This is a genomic window from Anaeromassilibacillus sp. SJQ-1, from assembly GCF_046693725.1.
Classification (GTDB): Bacteria; Bacillota; Clostridia; order Oscillospirales; family Acutalibacteraceae; genus Anaeromassilibacillus.
This window is the reverse complement of record NZ_JBKEIV010000012.1, coordinates 1-12,412: the sequence shown is the minus strand read 5'-3', so window position 1 is coordinate 12,412 and position 12,412 is coordinate 1. Positions and strand designations below refer to the sequence as shown.

The window sequence follows — 12,412 nt, the reverse complement described above, 5'->3', positions numbered from 1 at the left end:
AGAGCGGAGAAACCTGTATGGGACGAAAATCAATCTTCCCTGGGCGGGTTGTTAGTGCCCCTACAAGTTTTCGTAATACAATGCCCCCAAAGCGGGCGATTTTCCAATAAGCCAGGATTTCCCTGAGCGGCCGGAGTTTCCCAATCGCCACGACAACCGCTGTCCATAACGCCGTCCGTCTCTCTTCACATGGAACCCAAAGTCCATTCCATGCGTCTACAAAACTTTCCATCGCTCGCTTCCGCAGGCTCTTCTGCTTCCATTTGCGTTCCCATATTTTTCATATAAAGAAACCCGTGGATGCAAGAACGTTCCTTTCACCAACATGCCGGGCCTTACCGGCATTTCCCAGGAAACCGTTATGCCTCGCCGTAGTCGCCCAGTGTGCCGAGGCTTTGGGCTTTTAGGTATGCATTGATAAAGCCGTCGAGGTCGCCGTCCATCACCGCGTTGATATTGCCGGATTCAAAGCCGGTGCGGTGATCCTTGACCAGCGTGTACGGCATAAAGACATACGAGCGGATCTGAGAACCCCATGCGATCTCTTTCTGCACGCCCTTGATGTCCTCGATGCGCTCCAAATTTTCGCGCTCTTTGATTTCCAACAGCTTGGACTTCAACATGCGCATAGCGACGTCGCGGTTCTGATACTGGCTGCGCTCCACCTGGCAGGAGACCACAATGCCGGTCGGGATGTGCGTCAAGCGCACCGCAGAGGACGTCTTGTTGACCTTCTGGCCGCCCGCGCCGCTCGCGCGGTATACGTCCATCTTGATGTCCGCCGGGTCGATCTCGATTTCGATGGTGTCGTCGATTTCGGGCATGACTTCCAGGGAAGCGAACGAAGTATGGCGCCGTCCGGAGGCATCGAACGGAGACACGCGCACCAAGCGGTGTACCCCGCCCTCGCTTTTCAGGAAACCATAGGCGTTTTCGCCTTCGATGAGGATGCTGGCGCTTTTGAGGCCCGCCTCTTCGCCGTCCAGATAGTCCAGGGTACTGACCTTAAAGTTGTGGCGCTCTCCCCAGCGGCAGTACATGCGGTAGAGCATTTCCGCCCAGTCCTGCGCTTCGGTTCCGCCTGCGCCCGCGTGGAAGGTGAGGATGGCGTTCTTGTTGTCATACTCGCCGTTGAGCAGCGTAGAAAGGCGCTGCGTCTCCAAGCTTTCGCGGATTTTCTTCAATTCATCCTTGGCCTCGGGCAGCAGGGATTCATCCCCCTCCTCGTTGCCGAGCTCGATCAGAGCCATCGTGTCGTCATAAGCGGCGGTCAATTTCTCATACGCCGCAATCTTATCCTTCAGCGAGCTGGAGCGTTGTAAAATCTTTTGGGAATTCTGCGTATCGTCCCAGAATCCCGGCATTGAAGCCTTGGTGTCCAGTTCCGCAATCTCATTGCGCATGCGTTCCAGGCCCAGCGCCTCGGCCAAGTCGTCGATTTCCGGGCGCAGCCCTTCCAGTTCCAGCCTTAACTCATCAAATTGCAGCATACTACCATCCTTAAACATTGATTTCATCCATAGTAAACCGGCGTTTACCGTCTAACTGGATAATTATATCGGATTTTCCGAAATTTGTAAAGGGGGCCGCGGGCGAGAAACCGGCTGCTCGGATTGGCAATTTCTGCACACCACAGCCTAAATGCATCAAGGGTCTTTACTTTTTTCGTTTCATGTGTTATTCTGTAGGAAATGAAACAAGGGGGTGCGGCTGGATGTCGGCTATCTGCAAGTAACAGGACAATAAAAAATTTGTTTTCATCGGGAAACGATGTGTTTTTTGTTGTGCTTATTTTGCGGATGGTTGTTCTGGCTGGCTTGTTGCCCAGGCTGTTGTTTGGCTGGCTTTCTCTCTTGGGAGTTGTGTGTGAAGGCCCGTATCCTGGTATACGATTGTCTTTTTATAAGGCAAGACGCCCCAACAAAATCCGTATATGAGAACGATTCAGATAACTCATCTTCTCGGGAGTTATCTTTTTTATTGTCCTGACACAGATTGAATACAACTGATTCTAAATTGTGTAAGGAGATATAACTCACTATGAACCGTGAAAACAAAAAGAAAAAGTACGAAAAAGGATATTATAAGACACATGCATGTACGGATAGTTTCACTTGTAAAAACTGTGGCCGCCTGGTTGTCTCTGCGGGAGCCGGCACCGACCACCGCAATCACTGTCCCAATTGCCTATCGAGCCTCCACGTGGACACAGAGCCGGGGGACCGCGCCTCTGACTGTGGAAGCATCATGGAACCGGTAGCGGTGTGGGTCCGGAAGAATGGCGAATGGGCCATTATCCATCGTTGCCGCCGCTGTGGAAAGCTCAGTTCCAACCGTGTAGCCGCAGACGACAACCCGATGAAACTGATGTCCATCGCCATGAAACCCCTGTGCGCCCCGCCGTTCCCATTGGAACGTATCGAGGAAATGACCGAACTCATGGCGGGAAGCGGAACCATGGGCTTTTGAACAACGTTCTATGCTTGCCGGGCTGCCGGAGGACTTCCGGCGGCAATGCGGCCGGTTGAGGGAGCGAAACCCCTTGTCCCCGCGGGGTTGCTGCTGTACAACACGTTAGACGTTCGGGTAGCCTCTCTTCTTGGGGTGTTGCTGTTTGCGGGTTGCAGCTTTCGTTTTCCTATCAAACCCATTTAAAAGTCTTTCATCAAACAATAACCAGCCGGGCGGTTTCCACATAGGGGACCGCCCGGTTTTTACATCGCAGTCTGTCTTTTAAAAATCTAACAAAAGCGCTTTTATTCGTTTTTAACGTCCCGCAAGGCCCGCCGCTTGCAGCGTCCCAAAAGCCGGGCTTCCCCCGGCCCTTCTCAATTGACGCACCGCAGTCCGCCCGATGGCGCTCAAAGCCCAATCCCTTCGCATTGGATTGAGCGATGCAGTCCCTCGAAATCACTTTAAAATCACTTGAAACACCCCGCAAGGCCCGCCGTTCGTAACGTCCCAAAAGCCGGGCTTCCCCCGGCCCTTCCCAAATAACGCACCACAGTCCACCCGATGGCGCTCAAAGCCCGAATCCCTTCGCATTGGATTGAGAGATACAATCCCTCGAAATCACTTGAAAACCACTTGAAACACCCGCAAGGCCCGCCACTTGCAGCGTCCCAAAGGCCGGGCTTCCCCCGGCCCTTCTCAATTGACGCACCGCAGTCCGCCCGATGGCGCTCAAAGCTCGAATTCCTTCGCATTGGATTGAGAGATACAATCCCTCGAAATCACTTGAAAACCACTTGAAACACCCGCAAGGCCCGCCACTTGCAGCGTCCCAAAGGCCGGGCTTCCCCGGCCCTTCTCAATTGACGCGCCGCAGTCCGCCCGATGGCGCTCAAAGCCCAATTCCTTCGCATTGGATTGAGCGATGCAATCCCTCGAAATCACTTGAAAAACCACTTGAAACACCCGCAAGGCCCGCCACTTGCAGTGTCCCAAAGGCCGGGCTTCCCCCGGCCCTTCTCAATTGACGCACCGCAGTCCGCCCGATGGCGCTCAAAGCTCGAATTCCTTCGCATTGGATTGAGAGATACAATCCCTCGAAATCACTTGAAAACCACTTGAAACACCCGCAAGGCCCGCCACTTGCAGCGTCCCAAAGGCCGGGCTTCCCCCGGCCCTTCTCAATTGACGCGCCGCAGCTCCGCCCGATGGCGCTCAAAGCCCAATTCCTTCGCATTGGATTGAGCGATGCAATCCCTCGAAATCACTTGAAAAACCACTTGAAACACCCGCAAGGCCCGCCGCTTGTAGCGTCCCGAAAGCCGGGCTTCCCCCGGCCCTTCCCAAATGACGCGCCGCAGTCCGCCCGATGGCGCTCAAAGCCCGAATTCTTTCGCATAGACTACGGCTCCATGGAGCACTGGAGCGTCCTCGCGCAACTTAACTGCCAAAAAATTTGCCGGGGGCATCCCGTTTGGGACTTCCACACCGAACGAATTGGCTGGAGTATAGCCCAAACGCGGATAATACGTTTCACTTCCCAACACCAGTGAATACGAGTACCCCAGTTTTCTGGCGATCCGGTGCCCTTCCAGGACCAAGGCAGTTCCAATCCCCTGTCGTTGGAAGCGGGCAGAACGGAGAGCGGGGCCAGCGCGAGTACCGTCTCAAAGCCGACCATCGCCTCTGTAAATAGAATATGGCCGGCGATTTCGCCGTCCCTCTCCGCTACCAAAGAGAGTTCTGGCACAAACGCTCGGCTCTTGCGCAGGGCGGCAACCAAATCCTGTTCATTTCCGTCACAATGTTCCGCCTGCGCAAACGCTTGTTTCACAAGGGCATAAACGATTTCGTAATCCTCTTTTGTCTCCTGTCGAATCCATGCCATGGGCTATTCTCCTTTTCCGTACTCATGCTCTGTATTCTGTATAGACGAACAACGTTTCCCCCATATACAGACATCCGAACCAACGTCAAGCATGTCCCTTTCGATTTTCCTGCCCTCTGCCTCTATAGGTAGGAGCCAATGGGACTATGCTATCACAGCCTGACCCTATTTACAAGGTAGCGTATCCTTTGAGGTCCTTTAAATTGGCTTTGCCAGGATATTTTGCCCCCTACAGCACCCAAAAAGTGAACGATTTCATGCGTTTTCGTGACTTTTCTTGCAACCTGTGGTATGCTGATGAAAAAGTCTGTCGGGAAAAAACGCTGTGGGGCAGGCGTCCATCGGGACGAGGCGCCGCAGGGCGCGCGGATTAGGAAAGCCGCCGTTCCACGATCGATCGTTCCATTGGGAAGGACCGGTACAGGTAAGGGGACGATTCTCGCTGTGCGAACGCCAACAGGCACGGCGCCGTGCGCCTGTTTTACCGGACGGCAATTTGGAGGGAAAATGGAATGGAAAATGAACAGCAAATCGGCCCATTTGCGGCATTTGTACTGTTGAGTAGTGCCACTTGGGATGTAGAAAAGTGCCGGACAAATCTCGCTGAGGACTGGGGATCGCATTTTCCGACGATGCTTGCGATCGTTCACGAGGCAACCTGGTCTTTGATGTGGATGGTATGACCGTAGTAATCGGCCTAATGACCACACCGGTGCCTGGCGGCGAGGCAGAACACAATGCAGCGACCAACTATCTGTGGCCCGATGCGGTAGAGACGACGAAGAAGCACCGTGCTCACCTCTTGGTGGCGGTGTTGGGCGGTGGTCACAAGGCTTTGGAGATTGGGACCCTTTGGGTTAAAATTGTTGCGGCCTGTTGTAAGCAGGACAACGCCCTGGGGGTCTATGCTTGTGGAACCGTCTTTGAACCAAAGTATTATCTTGCCGCCTCACAAGCCATCCGGCAAGGGGAACTTCCGATTTACAACTGGGTTTATTTTGGACTTTACACGACCGACGCGGGTACCAGTGCCTACACCTATGGATTGAAACCCTTTGGCAAGGACGAGATGGAGGTGTTGAATACCCAAGCGCGCCCCAGTGACCTGCGGGATTATCTCTTCGACCTGGCGTACTATGTACTTTCCGAGGATGTCCGCCTAAACGAAGGCGAAACGATCGGCTTTTCGGAAGAGCAGAAGTTGCCGATCATCCGCAGCGAGAGCGCCGTGATGGACGGTATGACATTGAAAATTGGCTATCCAGAGGATTACAGTTCCCATTAAGGGGTTCAGGGAAGTTCTCACGCAGGATTCAAATTGTTTCGCTCTCCGGCGGGAAAGTCCCCACTCCTGCAAATGCCGCGTCTCGCCGGAAATTCCCGGAAGTGCAAAGAGTAGTACCGCGCTCTGCGCTGGAAAGCGCGCCCGGTATGCGTGCCTCACCGCTTTCCAGCTTCCCGGGATGTGCCCTTGCAGTGCGAACCACTTTCTGGCACGGCCTCTGTCGCACATCGTGCGTCCACTGGGAAAGCCCTTCCCCAGCTCTGCGGCCGTTTCGCCTTTTCTCCGGAATTTCGCGGGTGCTTCTTCACACTTTCCATTAAGGAATGGATTTATTCCTTTTCTGGACTCCCACTCCTGCAAACGCCGCGTCTCGCCGAAATTCCCGGAAGTGCAAAGAGCCGTGCCGCGCTCTGCGCTGGAAAGCGCGCCCGGTATGCGTGCCTCACCGCTTTCCAGCTTCCCGGGCTGTGCCCTTGCAGCGCGAACCACTTTCTGCACGGCCCCTGCCGTACATCGTGCATCCACTGGGAAAGCCCTTCCCCAGCTCTGCGGCCGTTTCGCCTTTTCTCCGGAATTTCGCGGGTGCTTCTTCACACTTTCGGTACAGCACATAAAAACGCCTTTGGAACAGGCAGCTCTGCCCGTCCCAAAGGCGTTTTTGCAAGGGTTCTTCTTCCCACAATTTCCTTTTAAAGCTTTTCGATCCAGAATTTCGAAAGGGTCGCGTGCAGCAAACGGGTCTTGTCCGGACGGTTCATCAGGTAAACTTTCCGGACCTCCTGAAATGGCTTGAGCGCCAGCATGTCAAATGGCGTATCGGTTGCAGATCCGCCCTGTTTCGCAACCAATACTTCGCTCAACACAATGGAGCCGTTGTCGTTTACCACCGTTCCGTTAAATAGTGCTGTAGCAGCATCGTTGCATGTGATGTCCATAGACATATGGGTCATGTTGAGCATGTACTGGTAATCGTTGTATAGGCCGCCGTGGTCGCTGTCGCGCTCTATGCGCAGTTGCGCAGCCGTAGGACTGTTGTAGTAGCAGTCCAGGGTGACGGTCCCTTCCCCGTCCACCGTTTGGAAAAAACGCGAGCGATCCCATGTGCTGGCAAATCCGGAATACTCCAAGTGCATTCGGAACCCATTTCGGGCAGTCGCCCAGATCAAAGCTCTGGATGGTCACCAACTCTTCGGATGAGCCGGAGTCGATGGTCTTGAGCCCTCCCTCGACAAATCCGGAGGACGTGTCCCAGCAAAGCCCTCTAGGGTACACACCGCGTTCCCAACCGAGTCGGTCACCTGCGGATTGTCGTTTGAACCGGCGGTAAAATCGAAATAGCAGAGGTACTCCGGTTCCTTTTCCGCCGTCACCGGGATGTGCAACGCACAGTTGTTCCGGTCGAGCGTGAAGGTGAGTGTGCCATTCCCCTCCTCCGTTGCGGTCACCGTAACCGTTGTTCCCGAAGTGGATACCGTACCTGCTAGTCCGTCGAGCTGTGCTGTATAGTCCATCTCCGCATTCGCCGTACAGGGGACGTACGAGAGATGGATTTCCTGCGCTTGTCCCACCAGAAGCTCCAATTGGGAGACATCCGCCGTGATGGATTCCGGCACCGATCTTCTCCGGCACTGCACGGGTGGAGAATGTGACGGTATCGGAAACCGTTTCTTCGCCGCCGCACGCCTTCCACGCGGTACTCCTCGGATGCATCCTCGAATACAACCGCATCAAACTCCCATACACAGCCGCACCTGGTGGGGACATCCATGGTCTGAACCGCCTCCCCGTTGCGAAAGAGGGTGAGGGTCTCGCAGTTTGAATAGACTTTCATCCGGATGGAATCCGTCTCCCTCTGGGAGAACCGGCGGCTGGTGATGTAGCAGACAGGAGCCTCTGACCACGCAGCTTGATAGAGATAATAGACGTCCTTTTTGGTCTGCCGGTCGCGGGTTACCAGACCTTTTGTCGTTGAGGTGGGGAGTGCCGCCCTCGTTGCGGTTATCCGATGCAAAGTCGTACAGAGCCCACACGGCGGTGTAGAGCAGCCAGGGGCGCGCCTGTATTTGTTCCAGGTACGCTTCATGGAACAGATTGGCGTATTCCTCATCGTGCCGTGCACCGCCGGAACCGGTCTGTGTGGTCTGCATCGGGTTGTCCGAATGCGTGTGGGGATTGTTGCCTGCGCCATACTCGCCGACCGCCCAAGGAACTTGCGTTCCAGCGCGGTAGGTATCCATCTCCGCCCCGAACTCTTCAAAGACGCCGCCATACCAGCCTTTATATTCATTCATAGCGATGAAATCCGCCTGCCAGTCTCCGGGCTTGGAACCGTCAAAGGTCGGCCCATAGGCCGGTAAAGCCCACATAGCGGGTGGGGTACCAGTTCCTTCGCCATCGCGTAAAATGCATTGTTCCATGCGACCGCCTTTTCTGCGGAAAAACCGCCCTGCGGGCTGCCGCCGGAACTCCAATGCGAACCGTTGAGTTCATTGGAAAGGCCCCAGAATACAATGGACGGATGGTTGTAGTAGTTTCGAATCATACTGCGCAGATTTTGCTCGATGCTGTCGAAGTATGCATCGGAGGCGTCGGGCCCCAGGTGATTGACCCACGGGATTTCCGTCTGTACGATCACCCCCAGCGCGTCGCATCGTTCGAACGCATAGGCATCGTGTGGATAATGGGCGAGGCGCACGAAATTGCATCCCAGCGCCGCAAGGTCGGCGTAGTCGGCGTCGAATTGTTCCTCCGTCATGGCGGACATCGCGCCGGGATAATCCTGATGCAGCGCCACCCCGCGGAGGGGATAGGGGCGGCCGTTGAGCAGGAACCCCTGCTGTGCATCCATCGAGAAGAAGCGGAATCCAATGCATACGCTCTGTTCGTCCACCCGATCGGGCGCAAAAAGCGCAACCTTGACCGTATAGCGGTAGGGGTCCTGAATGCCGTCCCAAAGGTGCGGTTCGGTGATTTGCCCCGTGTAGGAGACATCCTGAACTGTGTGGGCCTGGACTTCCACCGGGATGGTTTCACCGGCTACAGCGTTCCCCTGCGCGTCGTACACCGCTACGGCGACCGCCGCATGGATGGCACAGCCGGACCGGTTGTTGACCGCTGTATGAACCGTAAAGGCGGCGGCCTGCCGGGAGACCTCCTCCGGGGTCACGTGCATCCGATCGACGCCGTACGCCTGCGGGTCAAGGGAGGCCCGTCCGACGCGGCAGAGAAAGACCTTCTCATGAAGCCCATTGTTAAAATTGAAGTCCGCAGAGACGGGGATTCGCTCCTCGGACGGAGTGTTGTCGCAGACGATCAAAAGTTCGTTGTTTCCTTGGCAAAGGTACGGGCTGATGTCCACAAGATTGGGCGTATAGCCGCCGGGATATACAGAACACAGATGGCCATTGACATAGAGTTCGCTGGCCTGCCCGGCCGCATGGAATCCGAGTACAAAGTCGATGGCTGCTTGTTCCCGGCCGACAAAGAGGGCTTTTCGGTAATAGGTTTTGCCGCGGTACATGGAGCCGCTCATCCCATCGGACGCATTGCAGGTGTGTGGGGCACGGACGGTCTGCCAGTCGGAACAGTCCTTTGAAAAATCCCATTCCCCGCTGAAGTCCACGATTTCACAGGGCACAGCGCTGCGGCCGAACATTTCCTCTACCGCGTCGCGGATGGCCCCTATGCGGGCTTCATACGCGGCAAACTCCGAGGGAAGCGGCGAGGGAACCGCCTCCACCGGGCCGATGCTGCATCGGACGCGAAGCAGCAGTTGATCCGATTTTTTGACCCGCCCATCCGGGGCGGCGGCGCAGTTGTACATAGACCGCTCCATCGTCCACAAGATACGCCTGCTGAATGGGGACCCGCAACAGCAGGTCCCCATTGAATGGTTCGGGTTCTACCGCCCAAATATCCTTCTGTTCCTTGCGCTGTACATCCAGAAAAAAGCTCCATCCTTCATACTCTAAGCCGTTCATCCGAATGTACAGCGTGCGGACCCCATTTTCCCCTGCATAACCGATGTCGCAATCCGCATCTGTCGCAGTAAACGTCCAATCCTCGTTTAAAAGAATCATTTTGTTCCTCCTTTATCGATCATCAGGGCGATTTTTGTCTTTTCATCGAGCGCATTGCATCCACGGCGCCGTTGCTGGCCAAACTGACCAAAGCCGCATTCAGCGGCACCAATGCCCAAACGGTCCAAGGTTGAGCCCATCCACCCGTGGCAGCCGTCGTGACCACCAGCAGAACCACCGCGATGATGTAGCTGAGCCATTGTGTTGGCAGCTTCCCTACGATATTTTTAAGCATCTGTGTGAACAGACCCGTACAGGCGGTTGCGCCCGCAAACGTTGTAAGTGTGCCCCAGCTCCAAAAGCTCTCCAAATCCATACAAACACCTCCTCTCACAAAAGTAGGGTTAAAAAGGCCCCCACAAGGCCTGCCGCCACAGCGCCGATCGCTGCACCCACCAGCTTATCCCACCACTTTCCCGGCCGTTTGGTCAGAGCGCTGACATTTTGCTTGATTTCTCGGATGTCCGCTTGTACGCCGGTGACCTCCTGTTGCGTGGCGGCCATTGCGGTGGCAAGATCGTGTATATCTTTGATGTCATTCTCCAAGCGGTCCAGACGATGATGTGCAGACCGGGCGCTGTCCAACGCTTGGATGGCAAGATTGTTTTCCTGTTCCATGTATGTGCACCTCCTTATACAATTTGGGCGACAAACCGTTTTACGGGGCGCCCGCCGGGCACAGTGGTGTAGATACCGGAGGCGTCGCCGGGCTTGCCGATCGGCACAATCGCCGCCAGCTTGTCCGCGCCGCGATTGATCGGCACGATGGTCACCACGTCGCCCGTACCCGCTGTCACAATGAGCTGGTTTGCATTTGTCCCACTGAACTTTGCGGTGTAAAAGTCCCCCCGTTTGATCGAAACCGTGCCGCTCGTATCGCTCCTGATCTCCACCTGCCGTAACCCCTCTAAGATCGCATCATAGGGGAATTGGGCGCCCGGGCAATTGGGTTTAGTCACCGGATTGATTTCACAGTGTCCTATAATATATTCCCGCGACACGGGAATGGTGACGCCGTAGAGGCGACGGACCTCGGCAATGATGTAGCGGTGCAGTTTAATGCTCGCTGCAAGCTGTTCCGCAGTGAGTTCTCCGCCGCTCACGCAGACGTGTTCAATGCTGATGGTGTAATAATTGGCGTTAGTGCAGCGGTTTCGGACAGCTGCCAGTGTCGATCGGCCATAATAGCGGCTGTCCGACGGCGTTGTGCTGGTCCCATTGGCCCAGGCGGCGCGGTCAAGCGCCACCAGCTGATACACGGTGCCGTCCTTGTCCACAACAAAGTGGGCCGATACTTCCCGCGCAGGGTCGCAGAGCACAGCGAGTGCGCCCGCTGCCGAGCTGCCCGCGGTGATGTGGTTGACAATCCGATCCGGTTTCCAGCCGTACCGGCTTCCGTGATTGGGGCTTGGATGCTGTTGAATGGTCATGCATGTTCCTCCCTGTGTTTGATAACGTTTCGCCGCCCGCAGTGCTGCAAGCAGCTGAATGTATAGATCACTGCGCATTTGGCGCAGTTGTATGGTGCGGCGGTCCTCCTCCCTGCACGCCGCAAGACGGACATTCAGGGCGGCGATCTCCGCCTGATACTGTGTAATGCTCTCTTCGAAAATAGTCCTCACCTCCAAATCCGAACTTTAGTTCTTTAAAATCGCGCACGGCCGCGCGTTTTTGCGCCTCTGACAGCTGAACCTGGGCGAGTGCCCTGTTCGTGTAACTGGATGGCCTCTTGCTGCGTGGTCTGCAAATATGCAGCGAGCTCCTTCCAGGTTTCTCCCAACAGATAACGCCTGCCCAAGACTATCTGAAGCCGTCTGTCCGGCACGGTCTTGATGGCGTCGACGGCCTCCTGTTTGACCGCAAGCAGCTCGTCAATCTGTCGGTTGATCTCCTCATCCATAGCGCGATAATGGCGTAGCGCCTGGCCGGTCATTCCCTGGATGCGTATGGCACAGGCGCGCCAAATGGACTGGATCTCACACAAGCGGTCGATCCTGCGGTCCACCCGGAGGTAATGCTCCAAAAAAATCCTCTTTTCCTGCATCTCCAATGGTGACTCCTCCCTTTTCTGTCGTTGTCCCACACATGATTCCACCGTTTTTTTCATACAATACCGTTAAAGGAGTTGATGCAATGAAAATCCGATGGAAAATGCTGATTCTTCAGCTGGTCATCAGCCTGGGCGTTGCCGGACTATCCGCCCTTTCCACCATGAATTCCATGGAACTCTATCGGATCGACTCAACCAGCCGCCGCTTTCCCCGCCGGGATGGCTTTTCGGTGTGGTCTGGACCATCCTGTTCACACTGATGGGTATCTCCGCGTATCTGGTGTCGGCTTCAGACTCCAAGGATAAAACGCCCGCACTGCGAATCTATGGTATTCAGCTGGCGGTCAACTTTTTCTGGTCCATCCTGTTTTTCTGCTTACAAGCCTATTGGTTTGCATTTGTGTGGCTGATTCTTCTGTGGGTGCTGATTCTCGCCATGATCGTGTCGTTTGCAAAGGTGTCCTTCCCCTACTGCAATGTTCCAGATCCCTTATCTGCTCTGGGTCACCTTCGCGGGGTATCTCAGCCTAGCGGTCGCTTTGCTCAATTGACGGCTGTTTTCCCTTTTCAAAAGGCTGCCCGCACTGGCAGGCTTTCGGAAAGGGCATTCCGCCGGCCAGCCGGATTTCATTCAACCGCCTGGCAAAGCCCGATCGGTT

General features: G+C 55.4%; 19 protein-coding genes and 2 pseudogenes. 6 read left to right on the top strand and 15 right to left on the bottom strand.

What is annotated here, in order from left to right; translation table 11 throughout:
• Positions 1–359: 359 nt before the first annotated feature.
• Positions 360–1,490, bottom strand: a complete 1,131-nt coding sequence (prfB, locus tag ACGCCZ_RS04260; RefSeq protein WP_085532678.1) for a peptide chain release factor 2 — start codon at positions 1,488–1,490, stop codon at positions 360–362.
• A gap of 550 nt (positions 1,491–2,040) precedes the next feature.
• On the opposite strand from prfB, the gene ACGCCZ_RS04255 reads away from it, so the two are divergent.
• Positions 2,041–2,469 carry an RNHCP domain-containing protein gene (locus ACGCCZ_RS04255; protein ID WP_085532680.1) on the top strand — a complete coding sequence of 143 codons (429 nt, stop codon included), beginning with the start codon at positions 2,041–2,043 and terminating at the stop codon, positions 2,467–2,469.
• A 196-nt stretch (positions 2,470–2,665) separates the two neighbouring features.
• Here ACGCCZ_RS04255 and ACGCCZ_RS04250 read toward each other — a convergent pair whose 3' ends face one another.
• From ACGCCZ_RS04250 to ACGCCZ_RS04240, 3 genes and pseudogenes are all read right to left on the bottom strand, one after another.
• Positions 2,666–2,965, bottom strand: coding sequence for a hypothetical protein (locus tag ACGCCZ_RS04250; protein WP_411655369.1), 300 nt, complete (start codon positions 2,963–2,965; stop codon positions 2,666–2,668).
• A 218-nt stretch (positions 2,966–3,183) separates the two neighbouring features.
• The gene (locus tag ACGCCZ_RS04245) at positions 3,184–3,447 is read right to left on the bottom strand and encodes a hypothetical protein (RefSeq protein WP_411655368.1); all 264 of its coding nucleotides are present in this window, start codon (positions 3,445–3,447) and stop codon (positions 3,184–3,186) included.
• Between the two features lie 380 nt (positions 3,448–3,827).
• A pseudogene (locus tag ACGCCZ_RS04240) lies at positions 3,828–4,339 on the bottom strand (GNAT family N-acetyltransferase).
• Between the two features lie 512 nt (positions 4,340–4,851).
• Here ACGCCZ_RS04240 and ACGCCZ_RS04235 point away from each other — a divergent pair.
• Both ACGCCZ_RS04235 and ACGCCZ_RS04230 read left to right on the top strand, forming a co-directional pair.
• Positions 4,852–5,022 (top strand): hypothetical protein, encoded by a 171-nt coding sequence (locus tag ACGCCZ_RS04235; RefSeq protein WP_411655367.1) that lies wholly within the window; start codon positions 4,852–4,854, stop codon positions 5,020–5,022.
• The gene (locus ACGCCZ_RS04230) at positions 5,019–5,624 is read left to right on the top strand and encodes a DUF4261 domain-containing protein (protein ID WP_411655366.1); all 606 of its coding nucleotides are present in this window, start codon (positions 5,019–5,021) and stop codon (positions 5,622–5,624) included. The genes ACGCCZ_RS04235 and ACGCCZ_RS04230 overlap by 4 nt, the downstream gene beginning before the upstream one ends.
• A 28-nt stretch (positions 5,625–5,652) precedes the next feature.
• Here the strand turns inward: ACGCCZ_RS04230 and ACGCCZ_RS04225 are convergent, their stop codons facing one another.
• The 11 genes from ACGCCZ_RS04225 to ACGCCZ_RS04175 form a co-directional block, all read right to left on the bottom strand.
• Complete coding sequence (locus ACGCCZ_RS04225) at positions 5,653–5,850, bottom strand: hypothetical protein (protein ID WP_411655365.1); 198 nt, start codon at positions 5,848–5,850, stop codon at positions 5,653–5,655.
• 216 nt (positions 5,851–6,066) lie between these two features.
• Complete coding sequence (locus tag ACGCCZ_RS04220) at positions 6,067–6,234, bottom strand: hypothetical protein (RefSeq protein ID WP_411655364.1); 168 nt, start codon at positions 6,232–6,234, stop codon at positions 6,067–6,069.
• Between the two features lie 79 nt (positions 6,235–6,313).
• Entirely contained in the window at positions 6,314–6,751 is a 438-nt protein-coding gene (locus tag ACGCCZ_RS04215; protein WP_411655363.1) for a hypothetical protein, read from the bottom strand.
• A 51-nt stretch (positions 6,752–6,802) separates the two neighbouring features.
• A complete protein-coding gene (locus ACGCCZ_RS04210; protein WP_411655362.1) occupies positions 6,803–7,237 on the bottom strand; it encodes a hypothetical protein in 435 nt (144 codons plus the stop codon).
• A gap of 114 nt (positions 7,238–7,351) precedes the next feature.
• The gene (locus ACGCCZ_RS04205) at positions 7,352–7,915 is read right to left on the bottom strand and encodes a hypothetical protein (protein WP_411655361.1); all 564 of its coding nucleotides are present in this window, start codon (positions 7,913–7,915) and stop codon (positions 7,352–7,354) included.
• Complete coding sequence (locus ACGCCZ_RS04200; protein WP_411655360.1) at positions 7,912–9,363, bottom strand: glycoside hydrolase family 2 protein; 1,452 nt, start codon at positions 9,361–9,363, stop codon at positions 7,912–7,914. The genes ACGCCZ_RS04205 and ACGCCZ_RS04200 overlap by 4 nt, the downstream gene beginning before the upstream one ends.
• Positions 9,317–9,703, bottom strand: a complete 387-nt coding sequence (locus ACGCCZ_RS04195) for a hypothetical protein (RefSeq protein ID WP_411655359.1) — start codon at positions 9,701–9,703, stop codon at positions 9,317–9,319. Before ACGCCZ_RS04195 ends, ACGCCZ_RS04200 begins: the two co-directional genes overlap by 47 nt.
• A 22-nt stretch (positions 9,704–9,725) precedes the next feature.
• Positions 9,726–10,019, bottom strand: a complete 294-nt coding sequence (locus ACGCCZ_RS04190; protein WP_054323310.1) for a hypothetical protein — start codon at positions 10,017–10,019, stop codon at positions 9,726–9,728.
• Positions 10,020–10,033: 14 nt separating this feature from the next.
• Complete coding sequence (locus ACGCCZ_RS04185) at positions 10,034–10,321, bottom strand: hypothetical protein (protein WP_054323311.1); 288 nt, start codon at positions 10,319–10,321, stop codon at positions 10,034–10,036.
• A gap of 14 nt (positions 10,322–10,335) precedes the next feature.
• Entirely contained in the window at positions 10,336–11,325 is a 990-nt protein-coding gene (locus tag ACGCCZ_RS04180) for an N-acetylmuramoyl-L-alanine amidase (RefSeq protein WP_411655358.1), read from the bottom strand.
• Positions 11,326–11,348: 23 nt separating this feature from the next.
• Complete coding sequence (locus ACGCCZ_RS04175) at positions 11,349–11,753, bottom strand: hypothetical protein (protein WP_411655357.1); 405 nt, start codon at positions 11,751–11,753, stop codon at positions 11,349–11,351.
• Positions 11,754–11,836: 83 nt separating this feature from the next.
• On the opposite strand from ACGCCZ_RS04175, the gene ACGCCZ_RS04170 reads away from it, so the two are divergent.
• From ACGCCZ_RS04170 to ACGCCZ_RS04160, 3 genes and pseudogenes are all read left to right on the top strand, one after another.
• Positions 11,837–12,013, top strand: a complete 177-nt coding sequence (locus tag ACGCCZ_RS04170) for a hypothetical protein (protein ID WP_411655356.1) — start codon at positions 11,837–11,839, stop codon at positions 12,011–12,013.
• Positions 11,986–12,156: pseudogene (locus ACGCCZ_RS04165) on the top strand (TspO/MBR family protein); the annotation flags it as partial. The gene ACGCCZ_RS04170 and the pseudogene ACGCCZ_RS04165, both read left to right, overlap by 28 nt.
• Before the next feature lie 73 nt (positions 12,157–12,229).
• Positions 12,230–12,304 carry a hypothetical protein gene (locus ACGCCZ_RS04160; RefSeq protein ID WP_411655381.1) on the top strand — a complete coding sequence of 25 codons (75 nt, stop codon included), beginning with the start codon at positions 12,230–12,232 and terminating at the stop codon, positions 12,302–12,304.
• The last annotated feature ends 108 nt before the right edge of the window (positions 12,305–12,412 follow it).

Coding starts and splice junctions, on each gene's coding strand:
- ACGCCZ_RS04185 (WP_054323311.1), bottom strand. CDS start 10,321: ATGGAACAGGAAAACAATCTTGCCATCCAAGCGTTGGACAGCGCCCGG.
- ACGCCZ_RS04255 (WP_085532680.1), top strand. CDS start 2,041: ATGAACCGTGAAAACAAAAAGAAAAAGTACGAAAAAGGATATTATAAG.
- ACGCCZ_RS04170 (WP_411655356.1), top strand. CDS start 11,837: ATGAAAATCCGATGGAAAATGCTGATTCTTCAGCTGGTCATCAGCCTG.
- ACGCCZ_RS04190 (WP_054323310.1), bottom strand. CDS start 10,019: ATGGATTTGGAGAGCTTTTGGAGCTGGGGCACACTTACAACGTTTGCG.
- ACGCCZ_RS04195 (WP_411655359.1), bottom strand. CDS start 9,703: ATGATTCTTTTAAACGAGGATTGGACGTTTACTGCGACAGATGCGGAT.
- ACGCCZ_RS04235 (WP_411655367.1), top strand. CDS start 4,852: ATGGAAAATGAACAGCAAATCGGCCCATTTGCGGCATTTGTACTGTTG.
- ACGCCZ_RS04205 (WP_411655361.1), bottom strand. CDS start 7,915: ATGAATGAATATAAAGGCTGGTATGGCGGCGTCTTTGAAGAGTTCGGG.
- ACGCCZ_RS04230 (WP_411655366.1), top strand. CDS start 5,019: ATGACCGTAGTAATCGGCCTAATGACCACACCGGTGCCTGGCGGCGAG.
- prfB (WP_085532678.1), bottom strand. CDS start 1,490: ATGCTGCAATTTGATGAGTTAAGGCTGGAACTGGAAGGGCTGCGCCCG.